Source organism: Enterococcus sp. DIV2379, assembly GCF_050542965.1.
In the GTDB taxonomy this organism is placed as follows: domain Bacteria; phylum Bacillota; class Bacilli; order Lactobacillales; family Enterococcaceae; genus Enterococcus_D; species Enterococcus_D entomosocium.
Window position 1 is genome coordinate 553,116 of the sequence record NZ_CP172938.1, and the last position, 19,911, is coordinate 573,026.

The following is a 19,911-nucleotide window of genomic DNA, read 5'->3' on the forward strand; positions in this document are numbered from 1 at the left end:
AGATATCATAATTTATATGTATATCTCTATTTTTGTATTCACAAACCCATAAATTATTCACTGTTCAATTAAAATTTAGATTTATGAGTATTAGTACAAATCTTGAATGGTGTCAGAAACTTAAAAGATTTTGAAATCACTCGTAAAATAATCATGCTTTATAGAGCGCTTGGGATAATATTAATTCTGAGTGCTTTTTTTATTTGAAAAAAATAGTTAAACATTTTGTTATGTAATTTATAGCAAGTGAAATTCGCGATAAACACAAAATGAAAACGGTTGCTTTTGTGTGTAAGCGCGCCTCAAATGATTAAGCAATGAATTTCTTGTAAATAAAATTAGAACCTCTTAGACACATGTTATTAGGTCTTTTACGCCTATTTTTACGGCTGATGTGTTCTGTTAAAATAGTGATTCGATAGTAAATAAAATATGTGTAGAAAGAGGTTGCTTATTGTTATTTAGTGTATCTTTAATTTTATTGACGGGTTTATTGTTTAATCGAATCTTCGCCAAACTTCGATTACCAGGTTTAATTGGAACGATTATTGCAGGTTTTTTATTAGGTCCGATTATATTTAACTTAATTGATGGTAGTATTTTAGCGATTGCTGATGATTTGATGGAAATGGCTCTGATACTTGTGTTAACCAATGCTGGTTTATCAATGGATATAAAGGACTTAAAACAAATAGGGAAACCGGCCATTCTGATGTGTTTTGTCCCAGCCCTTTTTGAAATTCTAGCTGCCACGATCGTAGGCCCACTCTTCTTAGGACTGAGCTTAATTGAATCAGCGTTGCTAGGTTGTATTTTGGCTCCAGTAGCTGCAGCAGTTTGTGTTCCTTATATGATAGTGTTGATTAAGCAAGGATATGGTGTAGAGAAGAAAATCCCTCATATCATTATTGCGGGTACTTCGATTGATGATGTTCTTGTTATGGTTTTGTTTGTTACTTTTTTGAAGATCGCTCAAGGTGGAGAAGTCAACGTAATGGAATTTGCTCAAATTCCACTTTCTATAATAAGTGGTGCGGTTATAGGGTATCTTATTGGCTTACTGTTTGTTACACTTACTGCCAAAATAAGACTGCTAGAAACTACAAAATTCATACTATTCCTAGGTCTATCATTTTTCCTGGCAGGGGTAGAGACTATCGCCCCGACAGTTCCATTTTCAGGGCTTTTAGCTTTGATTATCATGGGGATGGTCGTATATAGCAAAAACAATGATTTGGCATTAACTATGAATCGTTCTTTGGATAAAATATGGTCCATTGTGGAGCTTTTTCTCTTTGTCTTGGTTGGAGCTTCAATTGATTTATCAATTATCAATCTAAATTTGATTCTGTCTGCATTAGCTGTTCTTTTCTTCTGTACAATTCTAAGGTATCTAGGTATTTTGATTAGCCTACAATCAACAGATATGAATGCTAAAGAAAAACTTTTTTGTGGAATTGGATATTTACCGAAAACGACAGTCCAGGCAGCCCTTGGTGCTGTGCCACTTTCATATGGATTAGCTGGTGGTCAAACAATTTTAACTGTATCTGTGATAGCAATTCTTGTGTTTGCACCATTAGGCTCTTTTTTGATAGAGAGAACCTATAAAAAATTATTGACGAAAGATATAGGTAAATAAGTAAATGATTAAGTCTGATGTTATGTATTGTTTATGAGATGTCGTTTATTAATTTTAATTTTGTGCTCCTTTTTAATAGACTATAGACCTCTCCTTAGTTTGAGAGGCCTTTTCTAACTAAATCAAATTTAATATGCAATTTAAAAAATAGTTAAAGGGGGCAGAAACTTAATAGTTTTTGACACCTTCAAAGAATTGCTGGTATATTTGACTTTATAATGTGTCAGAAACTTATGTCTATGAACAGTAGTAAAATTCAGCAACAAACGATAAAATGAATTTAGTTGATGGTGATAAATATCCTATATTATAGGAAAATGAATATCATAAAGGAGTTCGCTCATAATCTACCTCTTTAAACTATGGAAGAGGCGTTACTGAATTTTTTGGCAATTGGATTTTGGAGGAAGATAATCTATGAAAGAAAAGGAGCTTTTTGAAAAAAGCTGGGGAATAGCTTCGAGTGCTCAACGGGTCAGATACAATAAGTTGGTATCCGCCTATCCCTTTATTAATTGGACGTACAGGGAAAAAACATTATTGCTATGGTTGTGCCAGATGGATATCGATACACTTAAAACATTTGAGATTATCTTCAAAAAATTGACTAATTCGAAAAAATAAAAAAGGGATCCACTGATTGAAACGAGTGGGTCCTTTTAGTATGAATTAAGATAGTACATTAGAGGGTTTCACTCCTTATGCGAGTTTTTCTAATTCATGTAATGCATTTTCAATTGTTGTACCAGTTGCAACTTTGGTTTCATCATTTTTAGAAAAAACAATAAACAAGTTTAAGTTAGTGTCCAAAGTAACACGATAATCAATCGTTTTATTAGTGAATGTCATAATACATTCTCCTTTCTCAGATAGTGACGAAAGGTAACGATAACGTTCATAGCGAAATTCTATATAGATAGTATAGCACATAAAATATAAAACAGTGTATTGTACACGATATGTTTATAAAAAAATAATATATTTATGTAAAGTTGCAACAAGAGGGTTTGTGTGGTATACTGACTTTAGTGATAAACTTTGAAATGTATTAAGAGTGCTATACAGAAATTTATACTCTCCTTTTGCTTATCAAACAATTATTGCAACAAAACGCATACGTAGTGATGCACAAGGAGGAAATAGTATGAATAAAGGTACAGTAAAATGGTTTAATGCAGATAAAGGTTTTGGATTTATAACCGGAGAGAATGGTCAAGATGTCTTTGCTCATTTTTCAGCAATTCAAGCCGATGGCTTTAAATCATTAGATGAAGGTCAAGCAGTTACTTTTGACACTGAAGAAGGTCAACGCGGCTTGCAAGCTGCTAATATCTACACAGCATAAACGATTTGTTCAACCGTCTCAACTGTTTGAGACGGTTTTTTTAATACTTAATTTTACTATTTAAAAAGGGGAGATTATTATGAGTTTTGGACAGTGGAAACCAATACAACCATCCATCGAGGGATTGGCTTTTAAAAAAAATCAACAAGTCACATTTAGGTTTAGGAAAAAACAAGTAATTGGGACAATTGTAAAGTTGTTAAACAATTCAGCAGTTGTCACCTTATCAATCGCCAATGTGACGAATACTTCTGAAAAGACAGTGATCAATTATAAAAAGTTAATGGCGACCTGAATCAAATCTCTATACGAGTAGTTACTCATGATTTTATCGAATGAATGAAATCTTATCTGGTTTAGCTATATAGCTATCCTCAATATTAAATAGCGTGAAGATGGAAGCTCTTATTTTTAAGGGCTTTTTAAGCTGTGTTGTAAAAAAGATGAACGAGGAGAGGGTTATCCTATTATTTAGGACAGAACTACTGAATTTTTTATTTCATCCAAAAGTTAGATTTTTGATCTAACTTTTGGATTTCGCTTCATGTATTGGGTAGGAACGTTTTTACTATTACTTTAAATGTTTCATTATTTGATCAATGACTTCTGCACAAGATATAATTTCAGTGATACCACCAGCTGCTTCTGAGACACTTATGGTTCCATTGGTCAAGTCGCCTTTTAATAATCCTAATTTAAAACCATTTTTGTAATACGGATAGGCTTCATCGGCTTTCCCTAAATTGATTAATTCGAGTGCTTTTTTTCCGGCCTCGGTTGGTAAAGTCCTTAAATGGCTTGTTCCAGATTTAAACTCAATAAAGTCTTCACTTTTAGCGCTTAAAATAGCTTTTTTAGCTCTAATGCTCGCAGGATTTTCTGTAGTAGCAATGAATCGTGTTCCCATGTAAATCGCTTCTGCTCCCATATCAAAAACAGCTTTAGCACCAATTCCATCAATAATACCACCTGCAGCAATGATAGGAAGGCTTGCTTTTTTCGTTACTTGTGGTACTAATGAAAGAGTACTAATTTTAAATTCACTCATATGTCCACCTGCTTCATAGCCGGTCACAATTAATGCGTCTACGCCTGATTTTTCAGCTTCCATTAGTTTTTCAACCGTTGGATTAAGGTCTCTATAAATTATTGTGATGTTCTGTTCCTTTAATCTCTCAACTTCATGTTGTACTACACCTTGTCCTATAGCGACAACAATTTTAATTTTTTCTTCGATAAGGACATCATATATAGCACTAGTAAACGGATCTTCACTTGTACCTCCCATAGGAAAAATGTAATTTACTGCAAATGGATTGTCCGTGAGTTGCTTCACTTTTCGAATTTCTTTTCTTAAATTTTCTGCATTCTCCAATGGTGTTGACGAAGTTTCATTTTGCCCTGCATTTGGTCCTAGAACTCCTAATCCGCCAGCATTTGAAACAGCTGCTACAAACTCAGCTGAAGTTACCCATGTCATTGCTGCAGAAATAATTGGGTATTTGATATTAAGTAGTGTTGTTACTCTGTTTTCCATAAAAACCTTCCTTCGATTAGAATATTTGTATACCAAAGACTTATAATTGATTATTTTATCGAAGTCCTGACACTATAATATATCTGTTGCTTAAGTTTTTAAAGTAGGCTATTATTTATGCCGTAGTACATTTAAAAGTACTAAAGGGGGCGAAAAGAAATATGGCAAAATTATGTAAGAATGGTTTTGAAAAGGAATTTATTGAGAATCAAAAAGAAAAATATGGTATTGCCTACACACAAAACATATTGACTGGACGTTGGAAAGCTTTAATATTATGGTTTTTAAAATCAGAAAAGCATCGTTATGGTGAAATAAAAAAATTCTTATGGAATATTTCTCAAGGTTCTCTCACAAAGCAACTCAGAGAATTAGAAGCTGATGGACTTGTGAAACGACAAGTATTTCCCGAAGTGCCTCCTCGTGTTGAGTATTCTTTAACAGAAAAAGGGCAAGCTTTTATACCTATTATAAATATGATGGAAAGCTTTGGGAAAACTTATGGTGAAAATACAGAAGATAATCACCTGACAGAAAATATTTCTGGTTAAGACATTAATATTCACAAGTGATAAGAGTGAATCTGTGGGGTTAATCAAGCATCGAAATGTCAAATTGCTGACTAGCGAGGGGGATATTTAGTAACTGAGTTGATCCGCGAAGTGTATATTTTAGGGGGAAATATATAAATAAAGTTTGTAGAGAGTGATCAGAAACAGACTTTTCTCTGATCGCTCTTTTTTTAATGTAAACTCAAGTATCGAATTGTTTAATCATAGGTATGATTCTGAAATTTAAGCAAGTTCTTAAGAGAGACAAGCTTTCAAATTTTTTGTTTATTGGGAAGTCACTAGAGTATACTCTTATACTCTAGAGGCCTTTCTTTTGGTTGGAGTATATAAACCGTTCTTGGCGGCAAGATATGTTGAGTAAAATCAAATCTGAAATAAGAAGATATACATGAGGGAACTGTTAAAAAAGTGTTTAGAAACTAGTTTCTGAACACTTTTTTATAGCATAATTGAACTATTTTATTACATAACAAGTATAGAATAATATTTGATCTGAATCCTCTGATAATTAAAGGAATCCACTCGTTTCAATCAGTGTCCCCCTTAATACTACTGGAAATAAGTACCGGTCCTCACTTGCATTTCGATATGAGTTTGTCCCAGAACCGAGCACAAGATGAAGTGTTCTATCCATTGAGCAATTATTTAAATAAAGATAACATGCAAACTGCCTGTAAAAAAGGAAATAGGAGAGAAGGTGTTAGTGAAAACTATTCATAGCCTGGGAGACTATTTAGCTTCTTCTAAAAAAGAGTTGTTCATGACGATAATTCTTAAAAATATCAAAAAACTAACTTGTACTATGAAGAATTATATCGAGAGTTTAAACAAGTTTATAAAGATGAGGGAATTTTTTTGAAAATGGAGGAACCATATTGCGTTAAATGCACAAATTCAAATTTTGTTAGAATTAGATAAAGCATTCATTGGGGGATTACTTCTTGGATCAGAAAATCAGTTAATCAATATGATTCTTCATGAAAAAATTCATTTTATCGGGAAGCTACCGGAAGAAACATGAACGAACAATCAGGATGGGGAGGATTTATTTAAGGGAAGAACAATGAAAATAGCATTGGTGTAGATTGACAAGAAACCAATTATATCGAAAATACAAAAAATGTAAAAGTAAATATAGTATTAATAATTACGTACTTATTTTCAATTTATTACTTAGCAAAGAATATTTGGAATTTCTGAAAAAGACTTATCTTATCAGAAGGAATATCAAATAAATTTATATAAATATTTGACTAGCGAGGAATAATTTGATGCTTTCCTCGCCAGATGAAGGCTGGAATGGGACAGAGCATGACGAAAATAATTTATCCAAGGAGAAAAATCAGCTTTTGAAACCAGCCCCTTACTCAACTTAACCTTAGAAGAGATTAATTACCAAATAATTAAGAAAACTTAATTTTTTAAAAATCCATTACAAATAATTAAAAAATTACTTGTGAACATCAAGATGGTCATTTTTTTAGACATTTTTATAGGTATTACTTCAATTGATTTTTAAGAGAGGTATTTGAAACTTACATTTTGATCTTTTAATTGTTTAATGAGTTCTGTAACATAGGCATCCTGGAAAATTTTATGGAAGGTATGTAGGAATTCTTCGGATGTAGAATTGAATTTTTTCTCTGAAAACTCAAGTACTTCAATGGGTGTTTCGAACTCTGCAATAACTGAGGCACTATCGAAAGAATCAGCCACTTGTATGGATACATTTTTCATTAGTGAGACAATATCAATTTTTGTTTTTAACATAAGTCACCTCTTTGTATAATTTTAAAATAAAATGATAAATCAGATAAAGCTAATGAAGAATTAGAATACTGCACCAGAGTATTAATTATACATCTCTTTAACGAACACTGCTTAAAGGAAATTATGACAAATTTCAATTGAAGCATTAATTTGACTGTGAGATACAAATTAACTCTATCAATCTAGAATAGCCTAAACTTATTGAAAAAATTAATATAAGAGAAAGTACTATAGCTTCAGTTCTGTCATTTAATTCTGGTGAAGGTCTGATATTCCATAAAATTTTGGTTCTGAAGACATAGTAAATATAGTTTAGGTTAATCAGAAAAGTAAAAATAAGCAAATATTAACATAAAGTGGAGTGAATCAAGTGAAATATATAAAGTTTTTTTAAGCGAAAAAATGACTTCTCTACTTCCAATCAGCTATTCTACTTTATTTACTCTTCCGCCTATCTTGGATGCAAATTCTTCTGCTTCAGATTTATATTGAAATAATCTTGCTTTGCTTTTAAAAAGTGTTCGGTACCCGTCAGGTGTTATATAGCCATGCAATACTTTTACAACGTACATTAAATATCGTCTCCTTTCATTAGTGCTCAGATTACTATTAATTAATTCCAAGGTATAGTAGATTTTGAAAAGCGTATTCGAGGAGAGGCTGTTTAGAATAATCAAAATTTATTGAAAATAAATTAATAAAAAGTGAAAGCTAGTATTTTGTTCATAAATGAGCAAAATCGGTCTTTATAGTAACATTTTCTTTTTTGTATTTTTAATTATTGAGAATTGAAAATAAGAATCAATCAAGAACTCTAACAGCAAGATATTCATCTTTGTAGAAATAAAACCTAACATCATTATCGTTATGATTCATATTTTCATCAAAAATTCTACGCAATACATCTTGATACTTATAACTACGAGTGATGATATATAAATTGGAAAGCTCCTCTGTATTTAAATTGACGAATGAGATTCTTTCTTCATGGAAGCCAACATAACTATTATTTTCTGGCACTAACCATATTACAGTCTTGTAAATCATGCGATCACTTCCTTTTATGTAGTATAACATATTCAACCTTTTATATCTCCTTATTGGTAGTAAGCGCTTAAATAGAAAGAAATTAGAAAGTATTTTTGCTTATGTATGATTCAGTTTAGTTCCGTTCTTTACTATTTTCTATATGGTTTTAAAAGCTACTGTTAAAACTTTATATAACAAGTCTGATATTTTTCTCGCAACGTATTAATTGTTTGTAGGTTGATTACTTAAGATACTATACTATTTTATTAAATGTGGGTAGGAATAGACTAGGAAGAGCTTATTCTAACTGATCCGGATGGAATATATCCTTCAGAATTATGTCTCTATTGGTGGAAAATAGCAAATGGATTGTATGGGAATAATGTTAGTGTAAAGAGTTTATTAGGTTACATGAGAAGCAAAATAATCTTTTTACTTTACAAGGGTCAGTAAATTAAGCTTATTTAACGTTTTAAACAAAATACTTTGCAAAATTTAATAATTATGCTATTTTGAGAATGATCGTTCTAGTAATTTCGGGAAGAGGATTTCTTTTTTTAGATAATTTTTAGAATGGTCGTTCTAAATAATGGATCAAATAAAAATTATAACCAAAGGAGTTAATAATGTGGGGAGACCAAAGGAGTTTGATACTCAAGAAGTTTTAGATCGAGCGATGGATGTCTTTTGGGAAAATGGATATGAAGCTACTTCGATACAGGATTTAGTCGATGCAATGGGGATTCATCGACGTAGTATTTATGATACTTTTGGCGATAAGCATAATCTATTTGTTCTATCCCTAAAGCGCTATGAAGAAATGATTGCTCGTAAAATAGACAAAACGTTATCTGTAAGCATATCAGGATATGACCGTTTAAAGAGTCTTTTTTCAATCGTTCTTTCGACGGAGAAAAATAGGGCAGGATGCTTAATTGTAAATTCTGCAACCGAATTATCATACATTGATCCTAGTATAGCTAAAGAAGTTCAAGATTATTTTGATCGTGAAGTTCAAATTATTTCTGAGATATTGGAGAAAGCGCAAGAGGAAAAACAACTGACGCCAAATACGAATATACAAGCGTTAGCATACTATCTTCATAATGCATTAGTTGGTATTCGAGTATTGGCAAAAACAACGAATGATTCTCAAAAATTAAATATAATTATTGACCAAACACTAAAAAATATATTCTAAAGGAGTCACAAAACATGGAATTTACAGTGATTACAGGAGCTAGTTCAGGAATTGGCTATGAAGCAGCTCTGGCATTTTCCGCAAAAGGAAAGAATTTGATATTAGTAGCCAGACGAATGGATAAATTAGAGGAACTGAAGGAAAAGATTCTTTTTGAAGATAATACACTTAACATTGTTCTCAAAAGTAGCGATTTATCTGATCGAGGACAGGTCTATGAGTTATATGAAGACTTGAAATCCTATAATATTGAAACATGGATTAATAATGCAGGCTTAGGAGATTCGGGTTTAATCATTAATGAAGACCTCCTGAAAATAGAATCTATGTTACGAGTAAACATTGATGCAGTAACTATTTTGTCTACTCTTTTTGCAAAAGAATATGCCGATAAAGAAAATACACAATTAATCAATGTTTCATCAGCTATGGGTTATATACTTGCATTAGGTAATACCATTTATTCGGCAACAAAATATTATGTTAGCGTTTATACCGAGGGTTTAGCGAAAGAATTGCAAGGACATCGACTGAAAGCGAAAGTTTTGGCACCAGCAATCACGGAAACAGAATTTATTGCTAAAGCCAATAATCTTGATAGTTTTGACTATAGCACGGGTGTGAAACAGTATCATACAGCAAAGGAAATGGCACAATTCTTGATCAAGCTATATGAAAGTGATCATATCGTAGGGATTGTAAATGAAAAGAACGAATTTGTATTGAATGATGGAATTCACCCAATATTACAAGGATTATAAGATAAGGGAGAAAACAAAATGGATAAATTATTCGCAGAAAAGTACTACGGACAACGCACTTCAATGGGATTGATTATTACTGAAGGCGTACAACCATCAGAAATAGGTCAAGGTTATCTTAATACGCAGGAATTTATACTATCGAACAAGCCAACGCTTGGAAGACAGTAATTGATGAAGTCCATGCAAAAGGTGGGAAAATTTTTATTCAATTAATGTATGTTGGGAGAATATCACACCCGGATAACTTGCCCTCTCATAAAAAAGCAATCGCGCCTTCAGCAATCGCACCTAAAGAAAAAATGTTTACACTTACAGGAATGCAAGATATTCCTGTTCCGAAAGCCATACAAACAGAAGATATTCCTACTATCATTGATGAGTACCGTCATGCTGCCTCTTTAGCAATCGAAGCAGGAGCAGATGGTGTGGAAATTCATGGAGTAAACGTCTATTTAATCCACTGCATGTGTAGGAAAAGAAGCGTTTTTACAAGATATTAGCCATTTATGGGACAGTGTTTTAATCGTAAACAGACCATATCGCCCATTATCAAGTATAGCGAGTGATTTAGAGAATGATTTAGCTGATCTTGTTTCGGTAGGAGTCATCTCTTTGGCGAATCCTGATCTAGTGGAACGATTAAAAAATGAGTATCCCTTAAATTCACCGAATCCAAATACGTTTTATGTCAACCAAGGAGAAGCTGGCTATGCCGATTATCCTGAAATGAACTAGACAACAAAAGAAAACATCAATAAAAAAATATTGGTGGTTTCTTTAATAGGAGAGTGAAATTTAGATGAAAGCAGCGCAAATCAATCATTATTCCAAATCAATTGATGTAAAAATTACAGATATTCCAATTCCAAAAATTTCAAAGCATGAGGTGCTAATTAAAGTAAAAGTGGCCGCAGTCAATCCATTAGAAACTTTAAATATTACGGGTGCTGTAAAGTTGATTCAAGACTACCCAAAACCATTGACACTTGGAAATGAATTAACGGGGATAATCGAAGCTGCCGGAAGTGAAGTAACCAATTTTAAAAAAGGAGATAAAGTCTATACAAGATTACCAGTGGATAAAATTGGCGCATTTGCGGAATATGTCGCAGTCGATCAATCAGCAATTTGGTTTTTACCCACGAATTTAGATTTTGTTACCGGGGCTGGTGTTCCTTTGACTGGACTTACCGCTTATCAAGGATTGACAGAAATATTACAAGTTCAAGCTGGTCAATCTGTTTTTATTTCTGGTGGCTCAGGGAGCTTCGGGCAAATGGCAGTGCCACTTGCGAAACATCTTGGGTTACATGTCATTGTATCAGGAAATGCAGCTGCAAAAGAACGAATTCTCCAAGCAGGTGCAGATCGATATTTAAATTATAAAAAAGAAAACTATTGGGAAGTTCTAGATAAAGTTGATTTTGTTATAGATACGCTAGGCGCGAAAGAAATTGATCGGGAGCTTTCTATCATCAAATCTGGCGGGAAATTACTTAGTTTGATTGCAGGGCCAAATAAGCAATTTGCAATCAATCAAAACATGCCAAAATGGAAACAATGGGTATTCGGAGTAGCGGGCGCCAAGATAGATCAAAAAGCGAAGAAACATGGTGTTGAGTATTGTTTTATTTTTGTTCAAGCGAATGGGCAGCAATTACGAGCAATATCAGAAATCGTAGAAAAAGAAAATATCGTACCAAAAATTGATTCACATGAGTTCGCATTAGAACAAGTGAACGAAGCTATAACATTTGTCAAAGATGGTCATCCTAATGGCAAGGTAGTGGTCAAATTGGATTGAGAAAGGAGATATAGAAACAAATGCAACCGATAGTTCGTCATTTGAGGACAACACATAAATCTTTAGCTTAGAGCCAACCACGATAATATAAAATCCCTCCTGTTCGAATCTGAATAAGAGGGATTTGGTCGTAAGAAAAAAATTGGACGATAGTTTAATTAATAATATCTATTATGTAATAATAATGATAAGATAAAAAAGAAGAGTGCTAGGTAAGCATAGAAAGACTTCCCCCAAAACTTCCCCAAACTTTCTAGCCTAGTACTCTTCTTTTTTAATACACCTTGCATAATAACCCTACATTAAAAAAAAATCATTAGCAAGCATTTTTTGTCAATTTATATTAGCTTAATTTCGAACTGTAGATTTTACTCTTGGTAACTATGCACATTCACTTTTTTTCAAGCGGTTTTTTTTATAAAATTGTAAGTCCGCTTACTTAATAAGATGTCAGTTTTCGGTCTATTGTCGGTCCAATGGCTAAACAACCGTATCCACCTACGCATTTTTTAATCACGTTATCCCAATAAAACAATTGAACTGATTCGTTATGCAAAATAACTTTATGGTAGGCTCTAGTTCCCTCACCCTAAATTACGCCAATGGTTTTTAAATACCCACACATCACCTTTTGGTGTTGCTGAATGGTACCGAGCAATTTTAGTAATACCTGCCACGAATCTGTCCGGTTTCATTGATCCCATGATTCTTGAATCACCTTGTAAATCTACAATTTTTGTCATAATGTCTCCCTCCTAATTTTTTAAGCTTTAACAACTTTGTTTTCCAACTTATTATATGCATTAAAGTAGTACTCGTCTTTGTCACAGTGCTTTCTAAGGGATACTATACACAGAATAAAAATATTTGAGCGTTTAGGATATACGGTGTATACATAATATGGGAGCTGATAATATGAATATTAAAAAAAGGAAGATTAGAGAAGTAGGTAACTCAATAGTTGTAACTTTATCAAAAGAAAGTTTATTACAAAAGGGTTTGAAGTCTGGAGATACAATTTTTATTGATGAAGACAAAATGATGGATGCGATCGTGAAGGAAGAAAGCAATTTAGATCTTGAAATTGATATGTATGTGAACCAAGCTCTATCTGAATGTGATGCTGCATTTAAGGAACTCGTTGATAGATGATCTATTTAAGTGAAAAAGATATAGTAAAATTAAATGTCATTCAAATAAAGAATTATTCACCGCAGGAAACAATTGGTATCAGTGATAAAAATGCGTTGAGTATGGCTGTTAATGAACCCAAACAACATATTTTTGAAAAAGATTTATATCATGATGGGTTTAGCAAAGCAGCAGTCCTATTAATAAACCTGATCAAAAATCATCCATTTCATAATGCAAACAAACGTACAGCATTTTTAGCTGCATATGTTTTTCTTAAGCTAAATGGCCATTCCCTAAAAATGGAAAATCAGGAAGTTGTAGAATTTGTAGTTAGAATTGCTACGTATCAGGGTGAATTTGATACCTTAAAGAATTTAACAACAGACATGCTAAAAAACAATTCAACGAAGATTGATCCCAAAGAATAGGAGCAAACTAGTGATTCATTTAAGTATGGAGATTTAGTTTACTTCTATTTTTGGGGGTTAAGAAATATTATTATGTAGATATAGGAAGAGCTTTTAAGAGATACTTAGATAGACAAAAATTGCCATGTGCATCAGGCGTAAATTTCATGTCATTAAGCTTTACTTTAGAAAAATACCTTATTTCCAAAAAACTACATTCCTATCTAATTATGTGGTATACTACTTATAGTGATATATTTTGAAACGTATTAAGAGTTCTATACTTAAATTTATACTCTCCTTTTGCTAATCAAACATTTATTGCAACAAAACGCATACGTAGAGATGCACAAGGAGGAAACAGTATGAATAAAGGTACAGTGAAATGGTTTAATTCAGATAAAGGTTTTGGGTTCATTACAGGAGAAGATGGTCAAGATGTCTTTGCTCATTTTTCAGCGATTCAAGCGGATGGATTTAAATCTTTAGATGAAGGTCAAGCAGTTACTTTTGATACTGAAGAAGGTCAACGTGGCTTGCAAGCTGCTAATATATATAAAGCATAAAAGGATCTTTTAAACTCGTCTCAACGTGTGTGAGGCGGGTTTTTTCATACTTTAAAGGAGGGGTGAGAATGAGTTTTTCACAATGGAAACCACAAGAACCTTCAGTAGAAGGACAAGAATTTCATAAAGATCAACAAGTCTTATTTAAATATAGAAAAAAACAAGTAGCAGGAACAATTATAAAACTACTCAGTAATTCAGCAGTTGTAAGCTTATCACATTCAGAAGTGACGAATACTACAGAAAGAACAGTTATAAATTATAAAAATTTAATGAGTAACTGAAATCAATGGAGAACATTCTTAGTGTATATGATGATTTACTATTTATAAGTAAATAGATAGTCGATTTTTTGAATGGAGGAATAAAATGCAAAAAGAAGCTATTCATCAGTTAATTGTAAAATTGACACTTAACAAGGATTGGCTTAATGACCCAGTGATAGTTAATCAGGTGAAATTGTTAGGAGACCAGCTTTCTTGCACTCGACGTTCACCGATTAATTATAATCAGATTCAAGGGATCATTGTTTATTATCTGGATGGTTCGAAAAAGGTGTATACTTCCTTAAAAAGTTGTTGTGAAGGAGAAAAACTCTTTAAAGGAACCATCCAAAAATATATTTTATCCGAGTCTCCAATAGCGGACGGAAGATATTTTCGTATCATTCGATAAAGCTATCAACTTCTTAGTCTATTATCAAAAGTATAGCGTTAGATTTTTCTTTTTATCAAGCGGATGAACGATGAACATTTGGGTTTAGTTTTAGTTTATTAGAAATAGATAAACAAAAAAACTAGCTATAATCAGCTAGTTAAATTATTTATACATAAGAGAGTTGCATCTAGATTTAGCTTCCTCTAAAGTAGAAAATTTTTCGATATCAATATCGTAAATAAATAACTTGAGTTGAATATTGCGCAACTCTTTCAAATTTAACACGGCAAATGAGGTGATCAAAGGCGGTCTGGATTGAAAATCATACAAACTTGTTTTTGCTTTTGACGAATATAAACGATAGTCTGAACTAAAAACTTCAACTGGGTAAAAATTAGTATTCATATTTGAACACCTACTTTCATGGTACTTATCCAGTATAGCACTTTAAAGAAGACAAAAGTAAAAACAGAAAAAACGTAAGGGATTCCTAAGTATTATTTATGCACCGCTGCTTGATCAATTAATACTATTTCTACACCTTGACACGTTAATATATCAGTGATTTGCTGATTTTAGATAAACAAAAGACAAATAATCATAATTAGTACAGTGGCGTATATTGCTTGCAAAAAAAGATTTTATAACGTAGGCTGAGTAAGCAACATGCATTAATCTAAGAAGAGTACTGGCACAGAAAACTTGGGGAAGTTTTTCTGGACTGCGCCTGGTACTCTTCGTTTTTTTATTTTAGCATTATTCAAGCATAATGAATATTAAAATGTAAAAAATCGTATCTTTAAATTAGATATATATAACAATACGATGGATCGACATACTTTTTGATGGAGCAAAAACGAAAACTTACAATCTATTCTAAAGTATAAGCGTTTTATCTTGTGATAGATTTAATATGATAGACAAATAATTTCCACAGAACACTTGCTCTGGAGCTAAGACCAAGGTTTGTTATGATGGTGACAAAGCGGAGGAAATTCGATGAATATCAAAAAAACAACTGAAATGTTTGATTTGAGTATACACACTACGCTACTATTTATTTCACTAAATATGTTGGGTATAGAAGGGCAAGATTGTTTAATCTAAATTCTTAAATGCGCGTAATCAAAAAATGTGACAAAACACCTCATTTGCCATATTTCTGTAAATGAGGTGTTCTGATAATTACCTAATAATTTTCCAATTGTCTTGCTTTTTAAGGATTAACTCATATTGCGCAAGGTGAGTAGTCTTAGTATCTTGATTTAAGTATTTCACAGTGATACTTGCAAAAATCTGTTTATCTTTTTTAGAGTAAATTGGGTTAACTAGTTCCGCAAAGACATAGTTCTTCTGAATCACTGGTAACGCGTCATTGCTGACATAATAAGCTAGTTCTTTTTCAGTTGCTGTTGGGTACAACTTAAAGAATGTTTCAAGAAAACTATTGAGTTCAGTCGTTAGTCTAGCATCTACGGTACCGTCACTTTCAAGTGATTTTGGTTGATAGGTTGATTTCTTGGGTTGACTATCCATGGTCGGATTCTTTGTGATTACTAGATTTCTATTCTTATCCATATAAACTTGGACGCTGTAAGTAGAAGTGATAGTAGTTTCTTTCTTGTCCTCTGTTATCTGTTGCTCTACTGAAAAGAGTACGTCATACTCCTTATCATCGGCTTGCATGACGCTCCAAATCTGTACACGTTGAACGGTAGCGCTGGTAGGAATATCGGAACGTACCATTTCCAGATTGAGTTGTTGTAGCTCTTCGGTAAGGTAGTTTTTTAATTGCTCATTTCTACGATCAATAGCGGCTTGATCTTGTTGCCAAGTATAATAATCCGTCGCAAAAGCCGTCACAAAACTTTCAATCCGGTTCGTATCTACTATCTTTGTTTCAATCACTTCTTTTTCGTGCACAGTGTGCCGATCGATGGCTGTAAAATTCTTATAGATACCGAAGCTGACACTACCAATCAATACAAACCATAAAACAAGTGTTAGCTTTTTATGCGTGCCTACCTTAATCGTAGATTTTTTCTGTTGCTTATTCGGTTTTGGTTGCTTTTCCGTTCGTTCGATTTTTATTTTCATTTCATCTAATCCTCTCTTAATTATGAATAACCCGACCTGCTCCAATCAAATGGGATTGCCAATAACTGTCTGTCAAACCGGCATAACCAATTGGATCGCCAGCGTTATACATCCGATTATTTCCCACATAGATCCCTACATGAGTGACATACTCCCCAGCATTATAAGTCGAATGAAAAAAGACCAAGTCCCCAGCTTTCGCTTCGGATAATGAAATATGGGTGGTTGCGTCATATTGGGCTTGGGCTGTGCGCGGGAGTTGAATGCCAGCTTTGGCATAACACCATTGCACCAAACCGGAACAATCGAAACTAGTACTTGGTGAGGAACCGCCAAAGACATAAGGGAAGCCTTCATATTTCAGAGCTTCGTCCATAATGGTTTGTACCGTCTTATTGTCAAAGTGAGCAGGGGACAAATATTGCTTAACCAATAAGACGTAGAATTGATTGCCGTAAGCAAAGCGCCAACCGCCATTAATCGGAATGGCGATTGGATTGGTATAAGTCACCTTCTTACCACCAGCTTTTTCCTTTGAAAAACTTTCTGCCAGTTCATAAGTGTATTTTTTGCTATGCGCTGCCACGTAAGGTAAGAAGCCACCGCCGTAGTTATAGCTTTGAATCACTGAATCGGAATCACAGCCAAGTTTCTCAGCAGTAGCTAATAGCTCACTAAAATACTTACAACCTTGTTTAATGGATTCCTCAGTGCTTAGGCTATTTGGTGGCAATCCCAACGATTCTGAACTTTGCATCACATCCACCGCAGTACCGCCGGATTCCACTTGCATGATGGATAAAATAGTAGTCACGTATTCCTCAATTTCGTATTCTTTACAATATTTTTCAACCAATGCTTTGTGCTTTAATACTTCGGGAGAAACATTCAAACCGCCAGTTACTGCTGTTTGGTTGGCTGTGCGATCTTCGGAATCTGCTGTAATTACTACAAAGAACAATAACAAGCTAAAGAACAGCGAGCAGACGACACCCATGATAGCCATATAACGTACTTTCATAGCTTCGACCTCGGTTTATTCTTTTGTCTTTTCTTCGTTTTATTTGCCGAATGTTTCGTTGTTACTGTTTGTTGTTTTTGTGAAGAGAGACGTTGTGTGTTGCTCGTTGGAGCAGTATTTTTGGGTACCGTGATTGTTCTTTGTATGTTTGGTTCTGCTGGTGTAGGCTTCTTGTTTGTTGTAGTTGCGGGTCTTGTTGTTTTTGGTTCCAGTGGTACCACCGTATTTTTTTCTATTGTTGCAGGTCTTGGTGGCTTCGGTTCTGGTAGTGCTAGTCGTTTTTCGGGTTTCAGTAAAGCGAACGGTTTTTTAGGCGCGACAGGATTAACAGCTGGTCTAAGGTTTTCGGAAGCTTTTGGCGTTTTCCTTGGAACATTGCTTGGTTTCAATCCCGGTGCTAGGTTAGCCGGATTAGCTGTCATGGGTCGCTTGTGTGCTGGGTTTTTTGGTACAGTATTAACCGGTTGTTCTGGTTGCAGCCTTGCTTGTTTGGCTTTTTCCATCTCTAATCGTCGTTGGGTAATGGTTGCTTGTCGCTGGTGTCGCTGCAGTTCTCGTTCGGTTTGTTTTTGCGTTCTGGTGTCATTTAGGGTTGATGAAAAATCAGCGGCATTCCGCACTAACTCACGTTGTCCTTGATAGATGGCATATTTCGCATTGGTTGGTGCGTCTTTGATCGTGTCTTTTAGTTTTGTTGCCTTGTTGAATGCTCGATTTTTTGTATCTAGCACATTGCCAACGGCTGCCCCTGTTTTTGCCCCTAAATTTTGCTGCTTATGCTTAGAATCATTTGGAGGAGTTGCGTTTTGTTGCCTGTTTTGATTGTTTCGTTTATGAAGAGCTGAGTTCGTTTGTACCGGTGTTCCGTTGGTCGTAGCTTTCGTTGATGCCTGTCGCGTACTTCCATGCATGACTTGCCGCATAGTACGTTGAAGTCGGCGACTTTGACGGGTCATAAACATACGTGGTCTTCTAAGTAGCTGCCTACTCATGCCTTGGAAATCGTTGCTTTGTAAAGCAAACAAATTCATAATATCGCCTAGCTTAAAGTAAATACCTGCAAAAGTAACAACCTGTAAAAACATGGTCATGAAGAAAGGCGTGGAACCAGCTAATGAATAAAGCATAGAAGAGATACTAAAGGCTACGGTAATCACTAGGGTTAAGCCAGCACGAGTCATGATCACATTAAATAATTTTGTAATGGCACGTTTGCCCATCCCGTCAAAACTAGGGATCATGCTTAGCAGAAAACTAATCGGTAAGAACATGGCAAAAATGATAAAGAGTACTTGGGAAAAGATCATCATGCCAGTTAATAAGAAAACAAAAATAGAAATCCCACTATTAAACACAACTAAAAAGAATACTGTACCTAAACGGTTAATAACTTTGGCAATCGATAAATTGGCATTATCTTGGTTTTCAATTTCATCAATGACTATTGTTTCACGGTCTTTGCCATTATTAGTATTAGGACTGACGGCTAATAGCTTTTCTTCTCTGCCTTTATCCACATCTGTTGAACCGTACTGTAAAAGTAACCATGGTTGTTTGACTTGGATCGCAAATAAACTATCACGAATCATTTCTACGCTGTCTTTACCTTGACTACTACTATTTGGTAAGACGATTTTAGTGCCAACTTCAAGACTAGCGGTACTGATATCCTTGGAAAAATCATTGATCTTTTCAATATAACTAGGCGCATAAGCAATAAAGGAAGAGGATAGAAGAAAGACCACCAAGAAATTCATCATTGCTTGAAGGGCTTTGGTGGTTTCACGTTTGATTAATCCAGTATACGTGACATAGATTCCTAGAATTAAAATAAAGAGCAGTAGGAAACCAACATAAAACCCCGAACTGGAAAAGCCATTTTGAGTGATCCCAGCAAGGGTCTGCATGTTCTTTCCAATTGCATTGGCGGTATCACTGATAAAATCTAACTGGTAGGCTTCTTGGATTAAGTAACCTGTCGCATTGGACAAGTACAGAGAAATTGTCCAAATGAAATTCGTAATGGCATATAAGCCATACATGACGCTTTTTCCCAAGCCATCAGACCAATTCCACGGTAACCAACCCCAAGAATTATCAACGTAAAAATCAAGCTGGTAGTTATCCAGTCCATATTTGGAATACTCATTGGCGGTGTTGATGATATCATCCACTAGCCCAGCCGCATATGCTACTGTTCCGAGACAGGCAAGGATAATGATAACTGCCACAAATCCAATCACAGCTATAGTAGAATAAAGAACTATTTTCTTATATGACGGTAGCTGCTTGACCGTTTCTTTCTTCTGAATCTTCTTTTGTCTTTTAGCCTGCTTTTTTTGTTGCATTTGTTGTTTCTTTTCTT

25 protein-coding genes are annotated in these 19,911 nt (G+C 34.2%); 16 read left to right on the forward strand and 9 right to left on the reverse strand.

Going from position 1 to position 19,911, the window contains the following annotated elements:
* Positions 1-454 precede the first annotated feature (454 nt).
* Positions 455-1,642 carry a cation:proton antiporter gene (locus IGI92_RS02605; protein WP_429974859.1) on the forward strand — a complete coding sequence of 396 codons (1,188 nt, stop codon included), beginning with the start codon at positions 455-457 and terminating at the stop codon, positions 1,640-1,642.
* A 417-nt stretch (positions 1,643-2,059) separates the two neighbouring features.
* Positions 2,060-2,266 carry a hypothetical protein gene (locus IGI92_RS02610; protein ID WP_016620668.1) on the forward strand — a complete coding sequence of 69 codons (207 nt, stop codon included), beginning with the start codon at positions 2,060-2,062 and terminating at the stop codon, positions 2,264-2,266.
* 75 nt (positions 2,267-2,341) lie between these two features.
* Here IGI92_RS02610 and IGI92_RS02615 read toward each other — a convergent pair whose 3' ends face one another.
* Positions 2,342-2,491, reverse strand: a complete 150-nt coding sequence (locus IGI92_RS02615) for a hypothetical protein (protein ID WP_016612421.1) — start codon at positions 2,489-2,491, stop codon at positions 2,342-2,344.
* Between the two features lie 295 nt (positions 2,492-2,786).
* On the opposite strand from IGI92_RS02615, the gene IGI92_RS02620 reads away from it, so the two are divergent.
* Entirely contained in the window at positions 2,787-2,987 is a 201-nt protein-coding gene (locus IGI92_RS02620; RefSeq protein ID WP_086332069.1) for a cold-shock protein, read from the forward strand.
* Between the two features lie 79 nt (positions 2,988-3,066).
* On the forward strand, positions 3,067-3,282 hold the full coding sequence (locus tag IGI92_RS02625) for a hypothetical protein (RefSeq protein ID WP_016620670.1): 216 nt from the start codon (positions 3,067-3,069) through the stop codon (positions 3,280-3,282).
* A gap of 276 nt (positions 3,283-3,558) precedes the next feature.
* Here the strand turns inward: IGI92_RS02625 and IGI92_RS02630 are convergent, their stop codons facing one another.
* Positions 3,559-4,560, reverse strand: coding sequence for an NAD(P)H-dependent flavin oxidoreductase (locus tag IGI92_RS02630; RefSeq protein WP_430607920.1), 1,002 nt, complete (start codon positions 4,558-4,560; stop codon positions 3,559-3,561).
* A 125-nt stretch (positions 4,561-4,685) separates the two neighbouring features.
* Here IGI92_RS02630 and IGI92_RS02635 point away from each other — a divergent pair, with 125 nt between their 5' ends.
* The gene (locus IGI92_RS02635; RefSeq protein ID WP_016620672.1) at positions 4,686-5,075 is read left to right on the forward strand and encodes a winged helix-turn-helix transcriptional regulator; all 390 of its coding nucleotides are present in this window, start codon (positions 4,686-4,688) and stop codon (positions 5,073-5,075) included.
* 1,536 nt (positions 5,076-6,611) lie between these two features.
* Here the strand turns inward: IGI92_RS02635 and IGI92_RS02640 are convergent.
* The 3 genes from IGI92_RS02640 to IGI92_RS02650 form a co-directional block, all read right to left on the reverse strand.
* Positions 6,612-6,866 (reverse strand): hypothetical protein, encoded by a 255-nt coding sequence (locus tag IGI92_RS02640; protein WP_016620677.1) that lies wholly within the window; start codon positions 6,864-6,866, stop codon positions 6,612-6,614.
* A gap of 425 nt (positions 6,867-7,291) precedes the next feature.
* On the reverse strand, positions 7,292-7,438 hold the full coding sequence (locus IGI92_RS02645; RefSeq protein ID WP_016620678.1) for a hypothetical protein: 147 nt from the start codon (positions 7,436-7,438) through the stop codon (positions 7,292-7,294).
* Positions 7,439-7,667: 229 nt separating this feature from the next.
* Positions 7,668-7,913: a hypothetical protein gene (locus IGI92_RS02650; RefSeq protein WP_042890047.1), complete on the reverse strand. Its 246-nt coding sequence runs from the start codon at positions 7,911-7,913 to the stop codon at positions 7,668-7,670.
* Between the two features lie 571 nt (positions 7,914-8,484).
* Here IGI92_RS02650 and IGI92_RS02655 point away from each other — a divergent pair.
* From IGI92_RS02655 to IGI92_RS02680, 6 genes are all read left to right on the forward strand, one after another.
* A complete protein-coding gene (locus tag IGI92_RS02655) occupies positions 8,485-9,096 on the forward strand; it encodes a TetR/AcrR family transcriptional regulator (RefSeq protein WP_016620680.1) in 612 nt (203 codons plus the stop codon).
* Between the two features lie 14 nt (positions 9,097-9,110).
* Positions 9,111-9,857 carry an SDR family NAD(P)-dependent oxidoreductase gene (locus tag IGI92_RS02660; protein WP_016620681.1) on the forward strand — a complete coding sequence of 249 codons (747 nt, stop codon included), beginning with the start codon at positions 9,111-9,113 and terminating at the stop codon, positions 9,855-9,857.
* A gap of 18 nt (positions 9,858-9,875) precedes the next feature.
* On the forward strand, positions 9,876-10,028 hold the full coding sequence (locus IGI92_RS02665) for a hypothetical protein (RefSeq protein ID WP_016620682.1): 153 nt from the start codon (positions 9,876-9,878) through the stop codon (positions 10,026-10,028).
* Positions 10,028-10,360 carry a hypothetical protein gene (locus IGI92_RS02670; RefSeq protein ID WP_430608476.1) on the forward strand — a complete coding sequence of 111 codons (333 nt, stop codon included), beginning with the start codon at positions 10,028-10,030 and terminating at the stop codon, positions 10,358-10,360. The genes IGI92_RS02665 and IGI92_RS02670 overlap by 1 nt, the downstream gene beginning before the upstream one ends.
* Before the next feature lie 112 nt (positions 10,361-10,472).
* The gene (locus tag IGI92_RS02675; protein WP_430607926.1) at positions 10,473-10,595 is read left to right on the forward strand and encodes a hypothetical protein; all 123 of its coding nucleotides are present in this window, start codon (positions 10,473-10,475) and stop codon (positions 10,593-10,595) included.
* Positions 10,596-10,659: 64 nt separating this feature from the next.
* Positions 10,660-11,664 carry an NADP-dependent oxidoreductase gene (locus IGI92_RS02680; protein WP_429974857.1) on the forward strand — a complete coding sequence of 335 codons (1,005 nt, stop codon included), beginning with the start codon at positions 10,660-10,662 and terminating at the stop codon, positions 11,662-11,664.
* 584 nt (positions 11,665-12,248) lie between these two features.
* On the opposite strand, the gene IGI92_RS02685 is transcribed toward IGI92_RS02680, so the two are convergent.
* On the reverse strand, positions 12,249-12,407 hold the full coding sequence (locus IGI92_RS02685) for a hypothetical protein (protein WP_016620685.1): 159 nt from the start codon (positions 12,405-12,407) through the stop codon (positions 12,249-12,251).
* 172 nt (positions 12,408-12,579) lie between these two features.
* Here IGI92_RS02685 and IGI92_RS02690 point away from each other — a divergent pair, with 172 nt between their 5' ends.
* The 5 genes from IGI92_RS02690 (at position 12,580) to IGI92_RS02710 (ending at position 14,446) form a co-directional block, all read left to right on the forward strand.
* Entirely contained in the window at positions 12,580-12,816 is a 237-nt protein-coding gene (locus IGI92_RS02690) for an AbrB/MazE/SpoVT family DNA-binding domain-containing protein (protein ID WP_042890049.1), read from the forward strand.
* On the forward strand, positions 12,813-13,226 hold the full coding sequence (locus IGI92_RS02695) for a type II toxin-antitoxin system death-on-curing family toxin (RefSeq protein ID WP_016620687.1): 414 nt from the start codon (positions 12,813-12,815) through the stop codon (positions 13,224-13,226). The genes IGI92_RS02690 and IGI92_RS02695 overlap by 4 nt, the downstream gene beginning before the upstream one ends.
* A 344-nt stretch (positions 13,227-13,570) precedes the next feature.
* Positions 13,571-13,771, forward strand: a complete 201-nt coding sequence (locus IGI92_RS02700; RefSeq protein WP_005237682.1) for a cold-shock protein — start codon at positions 13,571-13,573, stop codon at positions 13,769-13,771.
* Positions 13,772-13,839: 68 nt separating this feature from the next.
* Positions 13,840-14,055 (forward strand): hypothetical protein, encoded by a 216-nt coding sequence (locus IGI92_RS02705; RefSeq protein WP_016620689.1) that lies wholly within the window; start codon positions 13,840-13,842, stop codon positions 14,053-14,055.
* Positions 14,056-14,140: 85 nt separating this feature from the next.
* Positions 14,141-14,446, forward strand: coding sequence for a hypothetical protein (locus IGI92_RS02710; protein WP_016620690.1), 306 nt, complete (start codon positions 14,141-14,143; stop codon positions 14,444-14,446).
* A 1,167-nt stretch (positions 14,447-15,613) separates the two neighbouring features.
* Here IGI92_RS02710 and IGI92_RS02715 read toward each other — a convergent pair.
* The 3 genes from IGI92_RS02715 to IGI92_RS02725 are packed head-to-tail and all read right to left on the reverse strand — an operon-like array spanning position 15,614 to position 19,894.
* On the reverse strand, positions 15,614-16,525 hold the full coding sequence (locus IGI92_RS02715) for a conjugal transfer protein (protein WP_429974856.1): 912 nt from the start codon (positions 16,523-16,525) through the stop codon (positions 15,614-15,616).
* Positions 16,526-16,541: 16 nt separating this feature from the next.
* Positions 16,542-17,546, reverse strand: a complete 1,005-nt coding sequence (locus tag IGI92_RS02720) for a lysozyme family protein (protein ID WP_430607934.1) — start codon at positions 17,544-17,546, stop codon at positions 16,542-16,544.
* A complete protein-coding gene (locus IGI92_RS02725; protein WP_430608478.1) occupies positions 17,543-19,894 on the reverse strand; it encodes a CD3337/EF1877 family mobilome membrane protein in 2,352 nt (783 codons plus the stop codon). Before IGI92_RS02725 ends, IGI92_RS02720 begins: the two co-directional genes overlap by 4 nt.
* Between the last annotated feature and the right edge of the window lie 17 nt (positions 19,895-19,911).

Excerpts from the sequence above, each read along its gene's own strand:
- IGI92_RS02610 (WP_016620668.1), top strand. The coding sequence starts at position 2,060 with ATGAAAGAAAAGGAGCTTTTTGAAAAAAGCTGGGGAATAGCTTCGAGT.
- IGI92_RS02615 (WP_016612421.1), bottom strand. The coding sequence starts at position 2,491 with ATGACATTCACTAATAAAACGATTGATTATCGTGTTACTTTGGACACT.
- IGI92_RS02620 (WP_086332069.1), top strand. The coding sequence starts at position 2,787 with ATGAATAAAGGTACAGTAAAATGGTTTAATGCAGATAAAGGTTTTGGA.
- IGI92_RS02625 (WP_016620670.1), top strand. The coding sequence starts at position 3,067 with ATGAGTTTTGGACAGTGGAAACCAATACAACCATCCATCGAGGGATTG.
- IGI92_RS02635 (WP_016620672.1), top strand. The coding sequence starts at position 4,686 with ATGGCAAAATTATGTAAGAATGGTTTTGAAAAGGAATTTATTGAGAAT.
- IGI92_RS02640 (WP_016620677.1), bottom strand. The coding sequence starts at position 6,866 with ATGTTAAAAACAAAAATTGATATTGTCTCACTAATGAAAAATGTATCC.
- IGI92_RS02645 (WP_016620678.1), bottom strand. The coding sequence starts at position 7,438 with ATGTACGTTGTAAAAGTATTGCATGGCTATATAACACCTGACGGGTAC.
- IGI92_RS02650 (WP_042890047.1), bottom strand. The coding sequence starts at position 7,913 with ATGATTTACAAGACTGTAATATGGTTAGTGCCAGAAAATAATAGTTAT.
- IGI92_RS02655 (WP_016620680.1), top strand. The coding sequence starts at position 8,485 with ATGGATCAAATAAAAATTATAACCAAAGGAGTTAATAATGTGGGGAGA.
- IGI92_RS02660 (WP_016620681.1), top strand. The coding sequence starts at position 9,111 with ATGGAATTTACAGTGATTACAGGAGCTAGTTCAGGAATTGGCTATGAA.
- IGI92_RS02665 (WP_016620682.1), top strand. The coding sequence starts at position 9,876 with ATGGATAAATTATTCGCAGAAAAGTACTACGGACAACGCACTTCAATG.
- IGI92_RS02680 (WP_429974857.1), top strand. The coding sequence starts at position 10,660 with ATGAAAGCAGCGCAAATCAATCATTATTCCAAATCAATTGATGTAAAA.
- IGI92_RS02685 (WP_016620685.1), bottom strand. The coding sequence starts at position 12,407 with ATGACAAAAATTGTAGATTTACAAGGTGATTCAAGAATCATGGGATCA.
- IGI92_RS02690 (WP_042890049.1), top strand. The coding sequence starts at position 12,580 with ATGAATATTAAAAAAAGGAAGATTAGAGAAGTAGGTAACTCAATAGTT.
- IGI92_RS02695 (WP_016620687.1), top strand. The coding sequence starts at position 12,813 with ATGATCTATTTAAGTGAAAAAGATATAGTAAAATTAAATGTCATTCAA.
- IGI92_RS02700 (WP_005237682.1), top strand. The coding sequence starts at position 13,571 with ATGAATAAAGGTACAGTGAAATGGTTTAATTCAGATAAAGGTTTTGGG.
- IGI92_RS02705 (WP_016620689.1), top strand. The coding sequence starts at position 13,840 with ATGAGTTTTTCACAATGGAAACCACAAGAACCTTCAGTAGAAGGACAA.
- IGI92_RS02710 (WP_016620690.1), top strand. The coding sequence starts at position 14,141 with ATGCAAAAAGAAGCTATTCATCAGTTAATTGTAAAATTGACACTTAAC.
- IGI92_RS02715 (WP_429974856.1), bottom strand. The coding sequence starts at position 16,525 with ATGAAAATAAAAATCGAACGAACGGAAAAGCAACCAAAACCGAATAAG.
- IGI92_RS02720 (WP_430607934.1), bottom strand. The coding sequence starts at position 17,546 with ATGAAAGTACGTTATATGGCTATCATGGGTGTCGTCTGCTCGCTGTTC.
- IGI92_RS02725 (WP_430608478.1), bottom strand. The coding sequence starts at position 19,894 with ATGCAACAAAAAAAGCAGGCTAAAAGACAAAAGAAGATTCAGAAGAAA.